Annotated in this window: 19 protein-coding genes; 13 read left to right on the top strand and 6 right to left on the bottom strand. The window is 33.2% G+C overall.

Annotated features, from left to right (window positions below; translation table 11 throughout):
• Window positions 1-20: 20 nt before the first annotated feature.
• From NE848_RS09140 to NE848_RS09130, 3 genes are all read left to right on the top strand, one after another.
• Window positions 21-1,283: a site-specific integrase gene (locus tag NE848_RS09140; protein ID WP_252112714.1), complete on the top strand. Its 1,263-nt coding sequence runs from the start codon at window positions 21-23 to the stop codon at window positions 1,281-1,283.
• 78 nt (window positions 1,284-1,361) lie between these two features.
• A complete protein-coding gene (locus NE848_RS09135; protein WP_252112712.1) occupies window positions 1,362-2,213 on the top strand; it encodes an AAA family ATPase in 852 nt (283 codons plus the stop codon).
• A complete protein-coding gene (locus tag NE848_RS09130; RefSeq protein WP_252112710.1) occupies window positions 2,194-3,207 on the top strand; it encodes a DUF3871 family protein in 1,014 nt (337 codons plus the stop codon). Before NE848_RS09135 ends, NE848_RS09130 begins: the two co-directional genes overlap by 20 nt.
• A 72-nt stretch (window positions 3,208-3,279) precedes the next feature.
• Here the strand turns inward: NE848_RS09130 and NE848_RS09125 are convergent, their stop codons facing one another.
• From NE848_RS09125 to NE848_RS09105, 5 genes are all read right to left on the bottom strand, one after another.
• Window positions 3,280-4,392 (bottom strand): HigA family addiction module antitoxin, encoded by a 1,113-nt coding sequence (locus NE848_RS09125; RefSeq protein WP_252112708.1) that lies wholly within the window; start codon window positions 4,390-4,392, stop codon window positions 3,280-3,282.
• Window positions 4,392-4,709: a type II toxin-antitoxin system RelE/ParE family toxin gene (locus NE848_RS09120; protein ID WP_252112706.1), complete on the bottom strand. Its 318-nt coding sequence runs from the start codon at window positions 4,707-4,709 to the stop codon at window positions 4,392-4,394. Before NE848_RS09120 ends, NE848_RS09125 begins: the two co-directional genes overlap by 1 nt.
• Window positions 4,710-4,772: 63 nt before the next feature.
• A complete protein-coding gene (locus NE848_RS09115; protein WP_252112704.1) occupies window positions 4,773-7,436 on the bottom strand; it encodes a DEAD/DEAH box helicase in 2,664 nt (887 codons plus the stop codon).
• Between the two features lie 9 nt (window positions 7,437-7,445).
• Window positions 7,446-9,092, bottom strand: a complete 1,647-nt coding sequence (locus tag NE848_RS09110; protein WP_252112702.1) for a site-specific DNA-methyltransferase — start codon at window positions 9,090-9,092, stop codon at window positions 7,446-7,448.
• A 78-nt stretch (window positions 9,093-9,170) separates the two neighbouring features.
• Complete coding sequence (locus NE848_RS09105) at window positions 9,171-9,764, bottom strand: hypothetical protein (RefSeq protein ID WP_252112700.1); 594 nt, start codon at window positions 9,762-9,764, stop codon at window positions 9,171-9,173.
• Between the two features lie 250 nt (window positions 9,765-10,014).
• Here NE848_RS09105 and NE848_RS09100 point away from each other — a divergent pair, with 250 nt between their 5' ends.
• The 3 genes from NE848_RS09100 to NE848_RS09090 all read left to right on the top strand — a co-directional run bounded on the left by NE848_RS09100 (window position 10,015) and on the right by NE848_RS09090 (window position 11,461).
• Window positions 10,015-10,407, top strand: a complete 393-nt coding sequence (locus NE848_RS09100) for a hypothetical protein (protein WP_252112698.1) — start codon at window positions 10,015-10,017, stop codon at window positions 10,405-10,407.
• 52 nt (window positions 10,408-10,459) lie between these two features.
• Entirely contained in the window at window positions 10,460-10,903 is a 444-nt protein-coding gene (locus tag NE848_RS09095) for a JAB domain-containing protein (RefSeq protein WP_252112696.1), read from the top strand.
• Window positions 10,904-10,987: 84 nt separating this feature from the next.
• Window positions 10,988-11,461: a hypothetical protein gene (locus NE848_RS09090; RefSeq protein WP_252112694.1), complete on the top strand. Its 474-nt coding sequence runs from the start codon at window positions 10,988-10,990 to the stop codon at window positions 11,459-11,461.
• 3 nt (window positions 11,462-11,464) lie between these two features.
• Here NE848_RS09090 and NE848_RS09085 read toward each other — a convergent pair whose 3' ends face one another.
• Window positions 11,465-11,680 carry a helix-turn-helix domain-containing protein gene (locus NE848_RS09085; protein WP_252112692.1) on the bottom strand — a complete coding sequence of 72 codons (216 nt, stop codon included), beginning with the start codon at window positions 11,678-11,680 and terminating at the stop codon, window positions 11,465-11,467.
• Between the two features lie 75 nt (window positions 11,681-11,755).
• Between NE848_RS09085 and NE848_RS09080 the strand changes: the two genes are divergently transcribed.
• From NE848_RS09080 to NE848_RS09050, 7 genes are all read left to right on the top strand, one after another.
• Window positions 11,756-12,256, top strand: coding sequence for a hypothetical protein (locus NE848_RS09080; RefSeq protein WP_252112690.1), 501 nt, complete (start codon window positions 11,756-11,758; stop codon window positions 12,254-12,256).
• A gap of 1 nt (window position 12,257) precedes the next feature.
• Window positions 12,258-12,998 carry a hypothetical protein gene (locus tag NE848_RS09075; protein WP_252112688.1) on the top strand — a complete coding sequence of 247 codons (741 nt, stop codon included), beginning with the start codon at window positions 12,258-12,260 and terminating at the stop codon, window positions 12,996-12,998.
• 856 nt (window positions 12,999-13,854) lie between these two features.
• Window positions 13,855-14,211: a hypothetical protein gene (locus tag NE848_RS09070; protein WP_252112686.1), complete on the top strand. Its 357-nt coding sequence runs from the start codon at window positions 13,855-13,857 to the stop codon at window positions 14,209-14,211.
• Between the two features lie 356 nt (window positions 14,212-14,567).
• The gene (locus NE848_RS09065) at window positions 14,568-16,397 is read left to right on the top strand and encodes a sensor histidine kinase (RefSeq protein ID WP_252112684.1); all 1,830 of its coding nucleotides are present in this window, start codon (window positions 14,568-14,570) and stop codon (window positions 16,395-16,397) included.
• Complete coding sequence (locus NE848_RS09060) at window positions 16,384-16,794, top strand: response regulator (RefSeq protein ID WP_252112682.1); 411 nt, start codon at window positions 16,384-16,386, stop codon at window positions 16,792-16,794. The genes NE848_RS09065 and NE848_RS09060 overlap by 14 nt, the downstream gene beginning before the upstream one ends.
• A gap of 353 nt (window positions 16,795-17,147) precedes the next feature.
• The gene (locus tag NE848_RS09055) at window positions 17,148-17,888 is read left to right on the top strand and encodes a PepSY-like domain-containing protein (RefSeq protein ID WP_252112680.1); all 741 of its coding nucleotides are present in this window, start codon (window positions 17,148-17,150) and stop codon (window positions 17,886-17,888) included.
• Between the two features lie 400 nt (window positions 17,889-18,288).
• The gene (locus tag NE848_RS09050) at window positions 18,289-20,139 is read left to right on the top strand and encodes a beta-galactosidase (RefSeq protein WP_252112678.1); all 1,851 of its coding nucleotides are present in this window, start codon (window positions 18,289-18,291) and stop codon (window positions 20,137-20,139) included.
• The last annotated feature ends 99 nt before the right edge of the window (window positions 20,140-20,238 follow it).

The raw sequence follows: 20,238 nt of genomic DNA, 5'->3' as shown, positions 1-20,238 counted from the left end.
GAAATCCAAACATATTATATATGGATTTTGTAACACTAACTAAACCAGAGATAATGAAAGCCACAATAAAAATATATCTTAGAAATAAACCTGACATTAATAATAATAAACCTGTAGTACTTAGAATTACCAAAGACAGAAAAACGAAATTAATTTCACTTGGTTTTAAAGCTAAAGATGAAGAATGGGATTCAGATAAAAATAGGTTCAATAAAAGATCCAGGAATTATCAAAAGAAGAATAGGGTTTTACTTAATCTAGAGGATAGAGCCTTAAAAGTAATAGAAGACTTCACAATTAATAATAATATGAACTTCACCTTAAAGTTATTTGAGAAGAAGTTTAGAGGAGAAAATAAAGAAAGGAAAAATGTAAACTCATATTTAACCAAACTAATTGATGATTTTGAGACCACAGGTAGATATGGTGCAGCTCAACCATATAAAGACCTTCAATCTTCCCTGTTTAAATTCACAAGTAAAAACCTTCAATTCAAGGAAGTTGATTTCAATTTTCTGAAAAGCTTTGAATTCTATCTCAGAAATCAAAATCATACAGAGGGAGGAATTGCATTTAAAATGAGACACCTCAGGGCATTATATAATAATGCTATTAATGAGGATATAGTAGATTACTCTTTCTACCCTTTCAGAAAGTACAAAATATCTAAACTTAAGGGGAAGAGTAGAAAGATTGCTTTAAATAAAGATGAACTTAATAGGTTTATTAATGTTGATTTAAGTAAAAATGAACATTTGGTTCAAGCCCACAAATTATTCATGTTCTCTTATTACTGTAGAGGAATGAACTGGATTGATATGATGAGTTTGAAATGGGAGGATATTTATGATGGAAAAATTCATTATACAAGAAAGAAAACTAAACAGCCCTTTATAATTGAAGTTTTGGATCCAGTAAAGGATATTCTTGATTTTTTCAAAAAAACACATTCATCAACTAATTATGTTTTTCCAATTTTATTAAAAGAAAATCTAACACCAAAACAGGTAAAATATAGAAAGCATAAGACTTTAAGGAATTATAATCTACAACTTAAAGAAATAGGCCATTTAGCTGAAATAGATAAGCAATTAACTAGTTATGTAGCAAGACATACATATGCTACTTTACTATATCACGAAGGAGTATCTGTGGAAAAAATATCAGCATCTATGGGTCATTCTAGTGTTCTTGTAACCATGTCTTATCTGAAAGAATTTGATAGTCATGATTTAGATCTAGTTAATCGTAAACTAATTGAAGAGCCAATAGAATTATACTAATTATAACTGAAGCATAATTTTGGCCCACGCTAGCGCGTGGGCTTTTTTATTTCCACTTATAAACTAAAAACTAATCTTATGAAACTTAGACAATCAAAAAGAAGTAGAGCCAAGATAAAAATGGCTTTACAGGGACCATCTGGTTCAGGAAAAACCTATTCAGCTTTATTACTTGCTCATGGGTTAATTGGAGGTGATTTTTCTAAAGTAGCTGTAATTGATACTGAAAATAATTCATCAGACCTGTATGCACACTTAGGAAATTACAAGGTGCTATCTCTTCAACCACCATTCTCACCTGAAAGGTACAGGAAAGCTATTGGTATTTGTGAAAGTGAGGGTATGGAAGTGATCATTATTGATAGTATAACTCATTGTTGGGAGTTTTTACTTGAATATCATTCTTCATTGCCTGGTAACAGCTTTGCTAATTGGAATAAGGTTACACCAAGACAGAAAGAATTCACTAATGCAATTCTTCAATCTTCCTGTCATATTATTTCAACTATTAGGACAAAACAAGATTATGTACTTAATCAAAGAGATGGCAAATATGTACCTGAAAAGGTTGGATTAAAAGCTATCCAGAGGGATGGGATGGATTATGAATTTACCTTGGTCTTTGATATTAATATTAAACATCAGGTCATAGCCTCCAAGGATAGAACAGGCTTGTTTATAGATAAACCTGAATTCAAAATTAATTCCTCAATAGGCAGACAGATTAAAAGGTGGTGTGAAAACTCTCTTACACTTTCAGAATTAAAATCAAAGGTAGAATCATGTTCAACAATTGAACAGTTAACCTCTCTGTTCAGAGAGAACCAGGACCTATCTAAACAATGCCAGCAAGATTTTATTGATCAAAAGAAATTACTGGAGCAATTAACTAATCAAAAACATACACAAAATGGAACTACAAACAATTGAAAATAGAACTGAACAAAGAAACAGAAATGAAGTCACTGAACTTCCTTGTACAGGGAAGTTAGGTGAGACCTCTATTAATTCTACTAATTTCATAAAGGCTAACACAGATAAGGTTAGCCTTTCTCATTTAGAAAAGGATTGTATCATACCTGTTTTTGCAAAGGATAATGAACAAACAATTGCACATCAGGAATTCATTAACTCTGCTTTAGAAGTAGTATCAAAACATTTTCCAAATGAAAATATTGATAATCCTGAAGTCAGGGTTTCTCATATGATAAAGGGAAGAACACCTGATGCAATACATATTCCTACAAAAGATTTACTACCCTACCAAAAGACAATTTATTATGAAAGAATGGCTTTTTCCTGTCTAATTCCTGGTATTACAAGAAAAATTGGAGATCATGAAATAGCTTTGTGCTTTGGAGGGGTTAGAGCATACAACAATGAAAATTTGTATAGCAAGAAGAGCTTAGAGAAATTTAAGTTCTTTATTGGCTTTCAAAACTTGGTTTGTTGTAATTTATGTATTTCCTCAGATGGATTTGCAGGAGAATTAAAGTCATCTTCATATAAGGAATTAAGTCAGAAAATCAGTGAAGTCGTTTCACAATTTGATATGGAGAATCAATATCAGGAACTGAGTGATATGAGAAATTATTACCTAACTGAAAGTCAGTTTGCTCAGATGTTAGGAAAAATGAGATTATATCATTTTCTCTCCAAGAAGGAAAAAGCAAATATTCCAAAATTGGATTTAACAGACAATCATTTTTCCACTGTTGCAAAAGACTATTACAAAGATTCAAGCTTTTGTAGGGATGAAAATGGTGATATTAACTTATGGAGGGTATATAATCTATTCACAGGAGCAAATAAGAGCTCATATATAGATACTTTCCTTGATAGAGGGGTGAATGCCTTTGAAATTGCTCAAGGGCTCTCAAAAGCAATCAGTGGTAATTCAGATTATCGCTGGTTTTTGAGTTGAAGAATGCGCTCATCATACTCTGATGAGCGCAACTATTTAATTCATGTAGTTCTACTCACCTTGAATAAAATTCTAATTAATTTTTTTACTGATTGAAGTTTTGTGTTTGTAAGATTCTAACTTATGACAGATTCTCCCTCTGAGAATATACGGGTGAATATTAATCTTTTCTGCGAATGAAATAATATTTTCATCAAGAAAAGGATTTGATTCATATAGCTCTAAATATTGTTCCCATTCTTTTTGGGTAATAAGGTTTTCTTCAGCAAATTTATTTGCTTCTTTTTCTTCAATACTATTTTTATATTCTTTTGACTCCTGTTTAGGATCTAGATCAATGAATTGTGCCTCATTGTTATTCAAAAGATGTTTAAAGACATGACCTAGTTCATGAAATAAAGTGAAAGCAAAATTGTCAATCCTTTTGTGTCTTAAAGACATTCCTATTGCAGGATTACCCTCGCTCCAAAAAGATACTCCATCAACTGGAGTTTTTTCTCCTTTAGGTTGATAAATTAATTTAATACCAAATTCTTTTAGACAATTCTGAACTTTTTCTAAAGTGTTGTTGTTTTCATTAATAATTAATCTCAAGTGTCTAATTAAATCATCAGATTTCTCATAATTGAATTCACCTACGTGAATTTTAGATGCTTGGTATTGCACTAATTTTGTCCAACCAATAATATTGATAGGATCAATTTTTAATTTGGGAGACTTCCTAAATCTTGTATAGGCAGGTTGGACCCCTAAAGTTGCCAGCTCTTCAAAATGCTCAATTTCATAAATATTTTGAATCTTTTCTATATCTTCAATTGGATCTCCAGAAATTACTTTTTCTTTTTTCAGGAACTTATAAGCTATTTTATCTTTAATAAAATTAAATTTTTCGATAGCCTCTAATCTTTTGCTTTCTTTAGCTTTTATACGAGCTAAATCTAATTCATAGTTTTTTTGGGCTTCCATCCAATATTCGGCATCCACGCCAAGAATTTTTTCCAAAAGAATAGCCAACTCTGCATTAATATTTCTTTTTCCTTTAATTATTTCATTAAGCTGACTTCTTTTTATTCCGCTAAGTTTAGAAAAATCTGCTTGGGTAATAGAATTAGCATCCAGTTCATCCTTAATGATTTCTCCGGGATGAGTAGCTAAATAGGGGGTTATATTATTTGCTGTTGCCATTACTGATAATGTTTGCTTAGTTCCTCCAGTTCTAGAATATCAATTATTTCTGAGTTATCTGATGATGATTCTTGGAATATAATCCTATACTGTTTGTTAATCCAGACAGCACTTTTACCATTTAAATTACCTTCCTTTTTCTCATAATTTAAACTAGATATCTGATAAAGTTGTTCTATTCTGGTTATATTTTTGAGTTTGTTTACGGTTTTGACGTACTGCTTCACCAATTGGGGATTGGATTTATATTCCTTATACTTTCTTGTATTCCCTTCATATAGATCCTTTAGATATTCTTTTTCAAAAGAAACCGTCATAAATGTTATGCAAATATATATTATTTGTTCACATTTTTGTGAACAAACACTGTTAATAATTTTTTAAAGTAGTTTTAAGACTTCGATTATACTTTTTGCTGTATAGGTGTCTTCCACATCTTTACTCTGAAACACCATAAAATACTTATAGTTCTCACCTGCCTTATTAGCCCAGACTTTTCCTAGTCTATTCTTATCTCTACTATCATCATTGTCCCTATCATCACCTTTAGTTTCTATCAGAATTACATTTCCTTTTTTCGTATAAATAATAAAATCAGGATAATGATTGCTTTCAAAACCATTTAGGAAGAATCCTTTTCCTCTGGAGAGATTTCTATGCCAAAAAACTATATTATTTAAACCTGCTATCTCCATAATCATATTCTGCTCATAATTGTTCATGGAGTCTTCCCTGTCATATAATGACTTGGTGATAGAGGTGCTAGGGTTGTATGGCATAATAGTTTCCGGGAACTGAAAGCTCTCTTTAACTTTTATTTCATTAGCATCCAGAAGAACTTGGAACCTATCTTTGGCATATTCCTGAGTCAATGAGTTAATCTTCTGTTTGATCTTTTGAACATAATTAAATGGATTATCAATTATATCTCTTATCTGATCTGTTGAGAAGTTATCGAATACTCTACCTACATATTTTCTCAGCTCCTGTTCAGAAATAGGTGTCATATCACCTAACTTTGAAACTATATGAGCACTTACCTCTGAAATCTGTTTATCCTTTGGCTTAGAGAGTATGTTGTTTAAAAGGGCTTTTTTAGTTCTTTCTTTGATGTGGTTTACTGTAGCCTGTCTCTTATGTTCATCAAAATCTACAGTGTAGATATCAGCATCTACAGCATCAAAATCAATATTGGAGTTTTGATTTGCCAGGTTGAAGCCATCTAAAAGATTGGTCTTATTAAGGAATCTATCGTATTCAGCTAGCTCTTCAAATAAAATATTCTCATGGATCTCATCCTGGTCAATTACCCTGAAAAACTGAGGAAGTTTTAAATCCTTTACAACCTCCCTGTATCTTGAATCAATGGAGTAATATTTTGGTTGGGTTTTGCTCACTTCAGTAAAAAAATTAGTAGTGTTGTCAATATCAATATCATTAACCTTAGCTTCATACTCCTTTCCTTCCTTTTCAGCTTTTTCAGTAATTGTATCTACTATGGAAGGTTTATCATTTTCAATAATTACAGGCTCAGTACTTTCAGGATCAAATTCAATTTCTTCTAAATTAAAGTCTTCATCGGACTTTTTATCTGGTTCTTCATCAAATAAGTCTTTCTGAAGGATTTCATCTGTGGTTAGCTCTTCCTCAGGTGCTTCTTCAGCATAGTAGTCATCTTTACTAAATCCTGCTTCTTGTAGGCCATTTACAACATGATCCAATGTCTCATTGAATTTAGAAGATGCGGTTAAAACAAATGAAAGATTCAATAGAGGGCTTTGATGCCTGGTCACATAAGGTTGCCTTAGAATTCTTCCTAAAATTTGTTCAACATCTACAGCAGAAGATTTATCTGCGAGTGAAGCTAAGATGTAAGCATTAGGACAATCCCATCCTTCCTTTAGTGCATTTACGGTAATAATATATCTTACTGGACAATCCTTGGACATAAGGTTAATATCCTTTAACTCATCTGTACCACTAACTTTTATTTTGATTTGCTCTTCAGGGATTTTTAAGCTGACCAGCTTTTCTTTAATCTTTTGGAAGGTGGTGTTATTCTTACCTTTGATATTTGATTGAGCCTGAAACAGAATTATTGGCCTGATATATTTACCTGTCATTTTTTCCTCTTCTTCAGCCAATAACTCTAGCTTTCTTTGAAGTTGTAATGCACTAGTAATTACCTCTTCCTTTTTATGATGGTTATAAACTACTACTGGTAACTTCACCATATGCTCCTTTTTCAAAGCCATTGCATTGACAAAACTGATGATGTTACTGTTTTCCTTTGGGGTTGCAGTCAGGTCCAATACAAGAGATGGGTTGAGGTTATTAAGCATTTCAACACTTAGATCACTTTCTGCATTGTGGCTTTCATCAACAATCACCACGGGATTCAAACTTCTAATAATATTTATTAATGCAGTTTCATCAGTTTCTGGCAGTAATAACTCAGGATCAATTAAGTCTTTGAATGATTCTAATTGTCCATTCTCTTGATAAACCTTCCTGTCATCTTTCTTCCTGGAATTGATTCTTAGACTACTAAAGTTGAATACGAAAATGTTCAGTTGTTCAGTTACTGAAGCTGGATTAAAATTAGCCCCCTGAAGTAATTCATCTTTTTCATAAACTTCAACCCTTCCATTAAAAAGGCTGTTCAATTTTGCTCTGTAAGGATGATCTGGAGAAGATAAGTTTGTAACTGTTTGCTGTAATAAATTAGACCAGGGAACCAACCATACCACTGCCTTTGGATTGCCTTGATTAAAATATTTATTAATACTATGTAGAGCATTGCAGGCTATAAAAGTTTTTCCTCCAGCTGTAGGAACTTTCATAGCAATATGAACTGCACCAGGAATATTATCTATATAGGGCCTCATTCCTACAGAGCTACCATCAAGTTTTAATTGGTAATCACCAATTTTTTCTTTCCAGTAATTATTGAATGCTTTATTTGGTGATTGGTGCTTTTCCAGGAATAGAAGAAACTCCTCTAAATCATTAATTACCTGCTGCTGATAAGGTTTTAATTCCATATAATTTATTTAGAATCTAGTTATATCCCTTGGTATTTTTTTAAAGACAATATGATACTTATCCATGAGCTTTTTATCGAGTAGGCTGTTATCCGCATAAATAATATATTGTTCTGCTTTGATTTTAATACTTCTAAGGAAAGATTCATCTAATGTAGTTTGTTTCTTTTTGTCATAATAGAAATAATATGCTGTGCTATTCCAACACCCTAAGTGATATGGTTCTTTGGCCTGAATATATTTTTGTTTTGTTTCCGAAAACCATATATATTTCTTTATTTCATTTTCATCAATATCCTTATTTAGTAGCCCATTTTCGTCAAATAAGGGTTTGCCAAGTTCATAGTAACTAAAACTTCCATCCGTTTTTTCAATTTTTTTTGAACCACTACCGTAACCTTTAATAACTCGTTTAATCCTTTCGGATGTCACATTATTTGCATATTCCTCCATTTCAATTAAAATAAAACTCCTGTCACCACCATCCTGTTTGTTTAATTCTAATGTGGCTTGTCCAGTACTTCCTGATCCTGCAAAAGAATCAAGAACAATGGAATTTGAATTAGTAGATAATTGAATTACTCTTTTTACCAATTCAACAGGTTTTGGAAATTGGAATTTTTGGCTCAGACCTAATTTATTGAGCATAGTAGTACCTTGCTCACTTATAAATTCTGTCTCAGTCCAAATGGTTTTTGCTTTTACTGTACCTTTTCTATATTTTTCGTAAATACCCCAGCTTCCATCTTGTTTGGGCTTGCCAAAAATTGTTGATTTATCATTTTGGGAAACAACATTATCTTCAAATTTTTTTGTACCCCATCTCCAACAACTTTCTTCATTTTTACTATTTAATGGTAGAACCTCAATATTAAAGTTTTCATCTTTTTTTAAGGATGTCGGACAGAAACCGTGCTTATCTGGTAAATCCTTATTAATATATATAGGATAATAGAGGTTAGGACGGTTAAACCTTCCAAATTTAGGATTTCTGTTTCTAAGTTCTCTTATAGAGTATCTTCCATGAGAATCTTCATAGGGAAATAAATCAGCTCCCCCAGGAAGTCCATTTATTTTTGCACTTGGAGATTTTGCAAAGCACATTAAATACTCATGGGTTTTCGCTAGATCTTTGTATGTTTGCCCCCTTTTATTGGCTTGAACAATTATTTCAGCCTGGAAATTTTTTTCTCCAAAGATTTCAGTTAACATGAATTTTAAAGAATGAATTTCATTATCATCCAAGCTTACGAATATAAATCCTTCTGGTGATAAGAGCTTATGTAGAAGCTTAAGTCTTGGGTACATCATACACAGCCACTTATCATGTCTAGTAAGATCCTCACTTTCTTTACCTACTACTTCACCTAACCATTTTTTTAGTCTTGGATGACTAACGTTATCGTTATAAGCCCAACCCTCATTACCAGTATTATACGGAGGATCTATGTAAATACAATCTACTTTTCCTTCATACTCTGGCAACAAACTTTTAAGAGCTTCAAGATTATCACCGTGAATTACTTTGTTTTTACTCTCACCATCAATAGTCTCAGTACCTTTACTATAAGTATACTTTTTTTCTAAAATTTTAAATGGAACTTTTTGATGATGGTTAACTATTTTGTCTTTACCAATCCAGTTGAGTGTGGGCATATAAATTCTGTGATTAAATAGTGTAGGGTAAGTGCAAGGCTAAAAATAGAATTATTATCTGAATACTAAAAATAGGTTTTATCTCTTTGGTTCATTTTTTCTGTTATGGGTATACAAATAAGTGGCAATGAAAATCCATAAACTCAATCCTGAACAAATAAAATTCAAATTATACTTTGAAATAGTTAACCCCCATCCAGAGATGTAAATGGAGTAAGCTAAGAATAAAAGTGGCCCAATTAATATAACCAGTGCAAGAGGAGAAAAAATGAATATGGTTCCAAACTCAGAAAACCAATTCCTGTATCTCATGTTTCTTAACACTTCAAAGATGAGATTAGGCGGGAAAAATAAATAACTTCTGGAATAGAAAAAAGAGACATCTTCTTTTGTCTTCTCTGGTATCACTACTTCACTTTTTAATGCCTTGAAATCCTCATTCAGAAAATAGTAATAGAAGATAAAAAGACTATATACTACTGGAGTAATTAGGTTGATAATTTCAATCTGTGTGATATTGAATCCCCATAACTTAATTTCCTTTATCACTGAAAACTGTAGAAGAAAATAGAGTATTGGTATGATATAGAAAAATAGAGCTACTCTACGTTTTCTTTTGTCTACCTCTTGTGCTCTGATTAGTAAATATTGGTCAATATCTTCTGAACTCATTGGCATGTTAGTATTGGCATTGCTAAGATCAAATTTTTTTTTAAAAAAATTATGGAAGGGTTAATGAATTTATGACTGACCCTGGCTCAAAACCCCCACCCAATTCTAGTAAAGGGGAATCCCCCCTGCCTTTCATATTAGGTTTCAAATTTTGGTCTGAGATTTCAAAACCAAGGTGATAGCTGTGTTTTCATCTCAAGATGAGGTTTGATACTTTGGAAGTTTTTATTCAACTCAAAAATGAAAAGATATGGTTAGAATTGTTAACTACATTCAAAGATTCACAGAATCAGGAGACTCCTTTTATGTTTTAGAACTACAGGGAGGTATTCAGATGGTTAAATCCAAAGAAACAAACAAGTTCTATGTGACAGCCAAAAAGGCTACTATTCCATCAACCTTTGATGAAGAAACTTGTAAATCAATTATTGGTACAGAGCTTCCTGGGGAGGTAGTAAAGGTTGAAACAGAACCTTATGAATATACTATAAAAGAAACCGGGGAAGTAATTGAATTGAGTCACAGATATGAGTACCAGGAAGAAGAGAGGGTACCATCCACTAAGGTTGAGAAAAGTGAGTCTACTATAAATGATTTTGTGAAAGCAGAACAATCTTCATTCTCAGTGAATGGTGTAGAATAGTTTAAAAGGGGTTAGTTTGAGGCTAACCCTTACGCTTAAATTTTTAATAGCCATGAGAAATACTATTAGTGAAATTCAAGTTTCATATTCAAATGGGAATGACAGTAAAACTAAAATTACAGGGAGTGATATAGCATATAAACTTTTTCTTTCTTTTTGGAGCAAAGGTACTATCGAACTACAGGAAGAATTTAAAATTCTTTTACTAAACAGGAGTAATCATGTATTAGGCATCTATCCAATTAGTAGAGGAGGTGTTTCAGGTACATTGGTGGACCCTAAGTTAGTCTTTAGTGTAGCCCTTAAATGTAATGCTTCCAATATAATACTTGCTCACAATCATCCAAGTGGTAACTTAAAACCAAGTAAAGCTGATGAACTATTAACTCAAAAGTTGATAAAGGCTGGAAGTTACTTGGATATTAAAGTATTGGACCATTTAATTATCACCTCTAAGGGTTATTTTAGTTTTTTAGATGAGAATCTTATTGTTTGATACACGTAAGAGTATTCATTTCTGTATTAAAATGGGTAAATTTCGGAACTGACTAAATTTAAATATTAATTATAATAGCGATAATTGAATCATTATTCATTTGAAATATTAAATAAATTAGTATCTGAGATTTACCCTTTCACCATAGAAGAATTGAAGGCCTATCAAGATCAGTTGGATTTTAGATGGGTTTCAAGAAATAAAAATATACACTGGTCTGTTCCAGTCTTACGGGAGTTTTATACTAAATGGGACTGGGAAGGATTAGAAGAAAATTTAAGTGTCTTTAAATCTCTAACAATAGGTCTATTTTTCCCTGATAAGGTGGAGCTTCCTCTGTGTTCATGTAGTAGGAGAGAAGATTTTTGTGAGGATTTATATTGTTCAATTAATGCAAATAAATTAGCTTTTGCAAAATCTTTGGAGAGTACTTATCCCGATCTTTATATTAAAATAATGATGATGTGTGATTCAGGATTTATTGACAAGGAAATGATTAAAGCCTTTTACAGGACTCAAAACCCTGATTCAATTTTACAGTTTAGAGTTTCTTTATAATAGCTAAAATTTAAATAGTTCAATTATATTTACATCAAGTCCATTAGCAATTTTATTCAAAGTTGCCAGTGTGGAGTTGACCCTACCTGCTTCTAACCTGGACATGTTAGATTTTTCAAAATTGCATTTTGCAGCCAAATCTTGTTGAGAGATATTCTTGAGTAATCTTAACTCCTGAATACGTTTACCTACTTTTTTCTGTAAGGTTTCATCTCTCATTTAGTTGTCATTTAAGACAACTCAAAGTTTGTATATATTTGCTCGAAATGGTTATCATTTATGACAACTAGTAATATGAGAATTCTTTTATTTAAAATTTTGTTTCTAATTCCCTTCTTAAACTTTAGTCAAAATGCTTCGGTTTCGGAAGTAGAAAATGACTTAAAACAAGTTTTAAAAGAGTTCCAATTGGATATTAAAGATGAGTTTAGAGATAAAACATTAGATGGTGTTATTTTAACTGTACAGGGAATAGGAAATAAATTCAATCTCTTTGAACCAACAGATAAAACTCAAATAGACATTACAGTTTTTAGTCAGGAGGGTAGTTTAAACTGGATATATATAATTTTTGAAACCTCCATAAATATGAATTTGAGTTATGATGAAAAATTCAAATTAATAAACAAATGGTCTCAACCAGCTTCCAATGTGAGTTTATATTGGGATGAAAGAGAAAACCAATTTGTATTTAATACAACTGAGCTAATTTTTTCTGAGGGTGATTATAGCTCTCGGATTTACGATAAGTTACTCAGCTATTATGGAGCTTTATACCAACTAAAAAATAATTAATATGAGAAAGGTCCTTGTTTTAATATTAACTCTATTTGTAATTTCTTGTAGTGAAAAAAATAAATTTGACGGATATTATTATCAATCTAACTTCAAGCCTAACCCTTATTTTATGGCACCTCAAATTAGAGTGAAAGATGACTCAATTATAAGTTTTTACAACCATAATAAGGCTGTAGACTCCACAATTTATGCATGGAATGAGGAAGATAGTTCATACGTCTCAATAGAATCAAATGATAGAAATTTCGGGTTTTTAAATAGTAGATTTTATGCCATAGGAGAGGATACACTAGTACAACAATTTGACACTACAGGGTATGCAAAGAAATTAGAAAAATTCAATTTTGATTCTAGTCAAAAAATCTCCAGAGAGGAAGTTCAAATCGAAATTTATAGGGAAATTTTGAAGAATGGTTATGAAAAATATTCTGACACATTTGTGAGAACAGATAAGAAAAGCATTGTTAAAAAGATTGAAGAGCAAATTGTAAAGGATTCCATTAAAAATTTTCATCCCTTTACTTCTAATAGTAAGGTTAAAACTGCTGTTAGGGAGTATGCAGATTTTTATTTATCTGACCTGGGCAAATTAGTAGAAAATAGTATTGATATTAGAAGGCAAGCAGATGATTTATTTCATGTGAAATTATTACTTGAAAATAAGTATATAGGCAAGAGGCCATTGATTCTTGAATTAGATTTTGATAAAGACACTTATAGTGTAAAAAAGATTAATTAGGTCAAACATAGGTCAAACATTCCTTGTTAATATCTATTAATATTTGAAAACACCAATAACACTAAATACTTAAACCTACCATGTATGAAGAGAAATATTAATAATAGAAATAATAGGTAAGAATTCTTATAATGACTGTTAATCAGAGGGTCGTTGGTTCGAGCCCAACCTGAGGAGCCTTTTAAAACCCTTACCGACAGGTAAGGGTTTTTTATTTTGAAATATGTTTGGGCGAGAAGTTTATCCTGAACGCAGTCGAAGGAAGCCCTCCCGATAGATATCGGGACTGAGGAGCGAAAAAAACGCTAAACCAGTCTTGAAAAAGGCTGGTTTTTTATTTTAATGCTGGCAAATAGTAAGTTTCTAAGAAAAATATGATTAAGTAAATATTGCATTTCAAAACATGCCGGGATAAAAGAAAATCATCAGGTGGCTTTATCTGGAAATTCCTTTAATTGAAGAAGGGGGTCAGCAAATCAATTGTAATAACGTAGAAAGAATAAAAGGAGATAGCAAGTATCTCCTTTTAATATATAACAGATCATTTAACGAGGCAAAAAAGGTACATCTGTTATTGGATATCGTTCTTCCCGGTTTCTTTTTTAATATATTCAAGTTGCTTTAAAATGCGCTTTCTTTTTCTCCTAGTCCAAATATAAAATATTAAGAAAATCAAAAAACCAGATGAAAGAATTATAATAGAAGCATAAGAATCCATATGAATATTATGATTAATTCAAAAAGCAAAGAAATTATGCCAAAACACTATTAAATTAGTTAAAACCATGTTAAATTAAAACAATAAGATTAAGAAAATTTCAATTTTAGCGGGTATTTGGTTGAAAATTAATAATCAATGAAGAGTTGGGGCCCTCAAGAATTGCTTAACTATTTTCAGAATAATCCTATTCCGCCCAAAGATTTCGGTAAAAAAGAGAAGGAAATTTTACAATCCCTGCATAGCTACAAATTAATTGTTCTGAATGCAGATGGTACTTATTCCATAACAACTAAAGGTAAGCTGGCTCTAAATATGGGAGTTGAAAGATTTATAGAATTAGAGAAAATGGAGGTTAAACTCGCTTCCAAAGCACCAATTTTAAAATATCTCGGCAGGATGTTGTTTCTGGTTACTTTAATACTTTTATTAATTATAGTGTACTTATTAGCAAAAATTCTCGCCAATCAAACAATTGGTCTATTTAAATTTTAGAACTTTTTAGCTAGTTTTATAGAAAGCCGTTATACTTTTTCCCTTCCCACCAAATTTTAAAAAGGCAGAAAGAATTTACCTCCACCACGTATTATTGTCTTATCTTTTATTAAAGATCTCTGAACCTAAATTCCTGGTAAGTTTTACTTTTATAACCTTGGCTTTTTATTTAAACTGTTTTAATATTAAAACACTATATTTCAAAGGTTTAAGTGTGTGAAAAAATCGATCAAATGCTTTTTCGTTAAAAATCATTATCTTTATGAAGATTCAGTTTATCATACCAATTAGTTTAAAAATATTTTCAAGATCAAAAAGAGGTGTCATTCAGAAAAATATAAAAGGGAAAGGTATATATGGAATTAATAAACTGTATAGAACGGCTTCCAGGAGCTGTTGCTTTATTGGACAATAATCTTAAAGTTATGGTAGCCTCACCTAAATGGAACGATAGATATGCCGGAGAAGATGGCAGCAAAGGGGAATTAATCAGTGATCTGGTTCCTGAGATTTCTGATAGACAAATATCCAGATTGGAGTCCTGCCTTAAAGAAGAGAAGGAAGTTTCTTTTGAAATTAAAGAGAGGGGTGACTTAGCTAAACAATGGTGCTGCAAAAGCTGGAAAAAAGATAAAAAAGAAATTAAGGGAATAATTGTTCACAGTGCAAATTGCTCAGTTTTAGAAGAAAAACTTGAAAGCCATTTCAGAAAAGAATTTTTGTTAGAAAGTGTCCTTAACAGTATAAATACGGGGGTAATTGCCTGTGACAAAAGTGCTCAATTGCTTTTATTCAATAAGGCCGCCAGGAATATGCATGGCCTTGCGGAAAGGAAAATGAAACCGGAAAATCTTGCCAGGTATTACAGTTTATACGATAAAGATGGTAAGACATTATTAAAGACTGATGAAATTCCACTTCTGAATATGCTCCATGAAGGGGTTATTGAAAAAAACGAAATAGTCATAAAATCAGTGGATGGAGACCCAGTTATTGTCTCCGTAACCGGTAGTAGGCTTTATAATAAACAAGGAGAAATTGATGGTGCCGTCGTGGCGCTTCATGATGTAACCGAAGCCAGAGAGGCACAAGAAAAGTTGGAAATAAGTGAAGAAACTTTTCGTAGAAATTTTGAAGATGCGGCTATTGGAATGGCCATTACAGGTTTACAAGGGGAATGCATACGAGCCAATGAAAGTCTTTGTGAGATTATGGGCTATTCTCAAGAAGAAATTACACAACTTAAGTTTCAGGAGGTTACGCATCCTGATGATTTGGGAAAGGACATTGAATTAATTGGAAAACTTATTCAAGGAGAAAAGGACAGTTATCAATTGGAAAAAAGGGCCATACATAAAAGCGGCAGAATTATTTATTTGAATATTGCCGTTTCCGTGGTAAGGGATAATTCTGATCATCCATTGTATTTTATTTCTCAGATAAGTGATGTAACCCGACAAAAAAAGGCAGAGGAAAAATTGTCTTATATGCTATCTATAACCCAGGATCAGAATGAAAGGCTTAAAAATTTTGCGCATATAGTATCTCATAATTTAAGATCACATTCAGGAAACATTGAAATGTTGTTAGATCTTTATCTGGAAGATTATCCAGAGCAAAAAAGGAATGAATTAATGGAGATGCTTGTTGCTGCTTCTAAAAGATTAAGCGAAACTATAAATCATTTGAATGAGGTTTCATTAATTAATACTACTACCGAGAAGAAACTCACAGCCCTAAATTTACGTCATGCTGTTAATAATACGATGGATTCGATTAGTGCTTTAATTCAGAAGTATGATGTTTTAATCGAGAATGAAATACCAGGGGATTATGAGGTTCTTTGCATTCCTTCCTATCTTGAAAGTATTATCCTAAACTTTGCAACTAATGCTATTAATTACCGATCTGTAAAAAGACAACCCCGGGTAAGATTTCAGGCTGAAAAAAATAATGGGTATATTAATTTGATTATTGAGGATAACGGAGTAGGAATAAACCTTAATAAGAATTCAGATAAAATTTTTGGAATGTATAAAACCTTTCATAAAGGGAAGAGTTCCAGGGGTATAGGATTGTTTATAACTAAGAATCAAATCGAAGCTGTGGGGGGCAAAGTAAAAGCAGAAAGCAAGGTAGGCAAAGGCTCACGGTTTACCATATCTTTTAAATATGAAAAAAATTGATTGTACCTGGATTGTCGATGATGATCCTATTTTTCTCTACTATATGCGGCGAATAATGAGGTCGTTGGATGCTTTTGAAGACGTAAAAATATGTGAGAATGGAAGAGAAGCATTAAAAGATCTGAAAAAGGCTTCAAAAATAGATAATAGAAGTATTCCAAATCTTATTTTTCTAGATCTTAATATGCCTGTAATGGATGGTTGGCAGTTTCTGGATGAATTACAAAAAATGGAAAAAAGCAAAGACATTATTATTTATATTGTCACATCTTCAGTCGATCCCTCAGATAAGGAAAAAGCCTCTGCTTATGATTTTGTGGAAGATTATATTGTAAAGCCCTTAAAGGCAGATAATTTAAAAAATATCATATCAAAACATATAAATCATTATGCCTGATATCTAAGCTAGGCATTCCATTTTTAATAGATTTTAGCGCAGATATTATTCAAAAAATCTATGTGGGTTTTTGTTGAAACTGAATTGGACGAGAAGTTTATCCTGAGCGCAGTCGAAGGAAGCCCTCCCGATAGCTATCGGGACTGAGGAGCAAAATCAAAGTGAAACCAGTCTTGAAAAAGGCTGGTTTTTTTGTTTTTTGAAATTATTTAAAGTGTTGATTTTCATTTGTATATGTTAAAATTAAGGAAAAGAAAAACCCAGTATCCTCTTTTTAAAATATATTGAATGTTAATTCAAACAATGTAATGGATTTCTTGCCGTTATTTTAAGGCAAATTAAACCGAATAATGATGAAAGCATATCGAATTTTACCCGGAGTTTTATTTATATTTCTTCTGCTTCAGGCGTGTTCCGAAAATGAAGATTCAGTGAAGCCAGACCTGAATGGAATGGCTTTTTCGGCCGATGCGCATGTAAGAACTTCCACCTTACCTCAAAATATTCTGGATTATATAACTGATAACTATCCAGGCCTCACAATTATTGAAGCTGAAATTGAGGATAATCAGAATTATGAGATTGAGCTTAGCGACGGTACTGAATTGATCTTTAACTCCCAGGGAGAATTTTTAGGTGTTGATAACGATGAAAATGAATTTGGTGATGAAGACATAGCCCCCTCTGAATTACCTCAGAATATTCTGGATTTTATAAGTGATAATTATCCTGGTGTAGATATAGAAGAGGCTGAATTGGAAAATAATGGAAATTATGAAGTTGAATTGGAGAATGATGTGGAACTCATTTTTGATGGAGATGGTAATTTTCTAGGTCAGGCGCAGGATGAAAATGACGATGACCAAGGGGAGGATGAAGAAGATATTGACCCAGCCGAGCTACCACAAACAATCCTTGATTATATAGCCGAAAATTATCCTGATAATACGATCATCGAAGCCGAAAGGGAAGATGAGGGTTATGAAGTTACTCTTAATAATGGAGTAGAGCTGAAATTTGATCAGGAAGGGAATTTTCTTAGTCAGGAAGATGGGAATGGAGATGACGACGATGAGGATGAAGAAGATGATTAAACATCAAATTTATTTTAAAATTAATTGAGAAGTTAATCCTGAGACTAGCCTAAGGAAGGCCAGGAAGAGGAACCACTAATAACAAGCCTTTCGAGAACTCGAGAGGCTTTTTTTATAGGTACAGCCCATCCTAACAGCTTCATTATTTTCTGAAGTGCCGTAGCCATAAAAGTTTATTCATAATGCTGGGAAAGCACTTCTAGGTTGGAGAACAGAAATAGATTTTTTCATTTTTAGAGAAACTGCAGGGCAATTCCATCAATCTTATTCTTTTTATTCTATCTATTTTTATCATTTTTATGTTAAGTTTCTGCTCCATTTTTGGTGTTCATGTTAATACTATTTGGTGACAGATATAGAGAACCTAACAATAAAGCCCATAAACCTTTAAAACAATATAATGAAGCGAAGAAAATTCATTTGTCTTGGCGGAATAGCGATCACATCTTCCGTATTGCCAGTTATGACCGCCCGCACCTTTAGCGATCTGGTAACCGGGAGTAGAGCAAAAACAGATCTTCCTCCAGCCCCTTTAAAGCCCACCTGGATCAATACAGAACCTTTACGCCTGGCCTGGTGTCATTTAAGCCCGCAGCATGCATCTGCAGATCCTGAAGCTGTATTTGACAGGTTGGTGAAGGCTGATTTTAACTGCATCATGAATACCGCTGTAGATGAAGGAGCCTACTATCCATCCAATATTCCTTTTAACGAAGCCTGCCCTGCACTTCCGGAGGGAGGGGATCTTTATGGAAGTGTGGCTAAACTGGCCAGACAGAACAATATGAGGACCGGAACTCGTTTCGATTTCACACATCAAAGTAAAGAGGCACTGGAGGCTCACCCGGAATGGTTTATTCGCCATAAAGATGGCAGTACTGAGACGGATGCCGATGGGCGACCTAAACCCTGTCTCAACTCAAGTTTTTATCCCACCCAGGGCGTAAGGATTATTTCTGAAGTGCTTGAGAAGTACGATCCGGATATAGTTTATATAAACTGGTTTTTGAACTTTGGTGGCCATGAAAAGATCTGTTATTGTGATAGTTGTAAGAACGATTTTCGGCAGAAATACGGAAGGCCTCTGCCTGATGAGCCTGATGCAGACTTCATCGAATTCATTGAAGAAGCAGCCGATAACACTTCAAGGAAGATCGCAAACGCAATTTATAAGAAGCGCCCCGGGACGCTATATATTAATGCAGATGAGAATGATACCAGTCATGGTCATCATCTGGAAACTCATGCGGGGGATTGGATCTATTCCTCAAGTGAGCAAATCAACCGACAGCGAATTTCCTATCCTGACAGAGTGGGTATTGACCAGTGGTTTTCTTATTCTGGTGATCCTTCTGAATTTGATTCAAATTTAGTGGAAGAAATGAAGGTTCGATATTATCAGTTTGGGGCCCATGGTTCGCCGATTTCATTTTGCACACAAGGGAATTTATTGAACGTGTCACATCAGGTTGAGCTTGAAGAGGCAGCCAGGCTGAATGCATGGTATAAAGAAAATTCAGACCTTTACGGCCTTCAGCTGAATCGTTCGAGGGTACTGCTTCTATGTAAGCCTGAAATTTCTCCGAGGGCGAATCATACAAACAAAGGCATATATGCGCTGTTGACAGAATTACATATTCCTGTTGCTGTTTCAGAAAATCCTGATTCTCTGGTAAACGAATCACAGGATTATGATCTTGTAATCGTTACACCCGGTGCCTTGACCGATGGTCTTCAGGAATATGTTGAAAAAGGAGGTCGTGCATTATTTATCGATCGGCCGCCATCATTCGGAATGCCTTCAAATTTAAAATTGGAAGATAAACCAGTCCAGATCACAAGCGATGTAGGAAAGGGACAAATCTCTTATTTTGGACCATGGGATATTAGCGAGTATTATAAGGGCGAGGCACTAACCGGTGATATAGAAGGATTTTCCAATATTATGGAATCCCTGCTTGGGAATGATCGTCAGATCATTACAAATGCTCCTCCCAGGGTTGAAATGGTATTCATGTATCAGCCAGATAAGCAGCGTGCACTCCTGCATCTTATTAATTGTTCGGGAAAAACACGAGCAGGATTCCGGAAACCGGAAATATTTCGAACGATCAACATAGACCTCGCAGGTGAATTTTCTTCGGCAAGAGCGAGAGTTTTAGAATCAGATCTGAATATATCAAAGCGTAATGGAAGATCTATGCTAAGCATACCAGTGTTAAACGAATATGAAGTGATAGTACTAAGCTAATTGAAACAAATATGCGTATCTATTAAAATATTTTCTCCTTGTAAAGAGGAGTGCGAGTGAAAAGAAAAAGCTTAATAAAGGAACCGGAAGGTAAAGCCT

Source organism: Gramella jeungdoensis, from assembly GCF_023805255.1.
In the GTDB taxonomy this organism is placed as follows: domain Bacteria; phylum Bacteroidota; class Bacteroidia; order Flavobacteriales; family Flavobacteriaceae; genus Christiangramia; species Christiangramia jeungdoensis.
This window is presented reverse-complemented; position numbering and strand designations above follow the sequence as displayed.

Coding starts and splice junctions, on each gene's coding strand:
- NE848_RS09080 (WP_252112690.1), top strand. CDS start 11,756: ATGAGAATTCTTTTATTTAAAATTTTGTTTCTAATTCCCTTCTTAAAC.
- NE848_RS09100 (WP_252112698.1), top strand. CDS start 10,015: ATGGTTAGAATTGTTAACTACATTCAAAGATTCACAGAATCAGGAGAC.
- NE848_RS09105 (WP_252112700.1), bottom strand. CDS start 9,764: ATGAGTTCAGAAGATATTGACCAATATTTACTAATCAGAGCACAAGAG.
- NE848_RS09075 (WP_252112688.1), top strand. CDS start 12,258: ATGAGAAAGGTCCTTGTTTTAATATTAACTCTATTTGTAATTTCTTGT.
- NE848_RS09055 (WP_252112680.1), top strand. CDS start 17,148: ATGAAAGCATATCGAATTTTACCCGGAGTTTTATTTATATTTCTTCTG.
- NE848_RS09125 (WP_252112708.1), bottom strand. CDS start 4,392: ATGGCAACAGCAAATAATATAACCCCCTATTTAGCTACTCATCCCGGA.
- NE848_RS09095 (WP_252112696.1), top strand. CDS start 10,460: ATGAGAAATACTATTAGTGAAATTCAAGTTTCATATTCAAATGGGAAT.
- NE848_RS09065 (WP_252112684.1), top strand. CDS start 14,568: ATGGAATTAATAAACTGTATAGAACGGCTTCCAGGAGCTGTTGCTTTA.
- NE848_RS09120 (WP_252112706.1), bottom strand. CDS start 4,709: ATGACGGTTTCTTTTGAAAAAGAATATCTAAAGGATCTATATGAAGGG.
- NE848_RS09050 (WP_252112678.1), top strand. CDS start 18,289: ATGAAGCGAAGAAAATTCATTTGTCTTGGCGGAATAGCGATCACATCT.
- NE848_RS09115 (WP_252112704.1), bottom strand. CDS start 7,436: ATGGAATTAAAACCTTATCAGCAGCAGGTAATTAATGATTTAGAGGAG.
- NE848_RS09060 (WP_252112682.1), top strand. CDS start 16,384: ATGAAAAAAATTGATTGTACCTGGATTGTCGATGATGATCCTATTTTT.
- NE848_RS09130 (WP_252112710.1), top strand. CDS start 2,194: ATGGAACTACAAACAATTGAAAATAGAACTGAACAAAGAAACAGAAAT.
- NE848_RS09070 (WP_252112686.1), top strand. CDS start 13,855: ATGAAGAGTTGGGGCCCTCAAGAATTGCTTAACTATTTTCAGAATAAT.
- NE848_RS09110 (WP_252112702.1), bottom strand. CDS start 9,092: ATGCCCACACTCAACTGGATTGGTAAAGACAAAATAGTTAACCATCAT.
- NE848_RS09135 (WP_252112712.1), top strand. CDS start 1,362: ATGAAACTTAGACAATCAAAAAGAAGTAGAGCCAAGATAAAAATGGCT.
- NE848_RS09140 (WP_252112714.1), top strand. CDS start 21: ATGGATTTTGTAACACTAACTAAACCAGAGATAATGAAAGCCACAATA.
- NE848_RS09085 (WP_252112692.1), bottom strand. CDS start 11,680: ATGAGAGATGAAACCTTACAGAAAAAAGTAGGTAAACGTATTCAGGAG.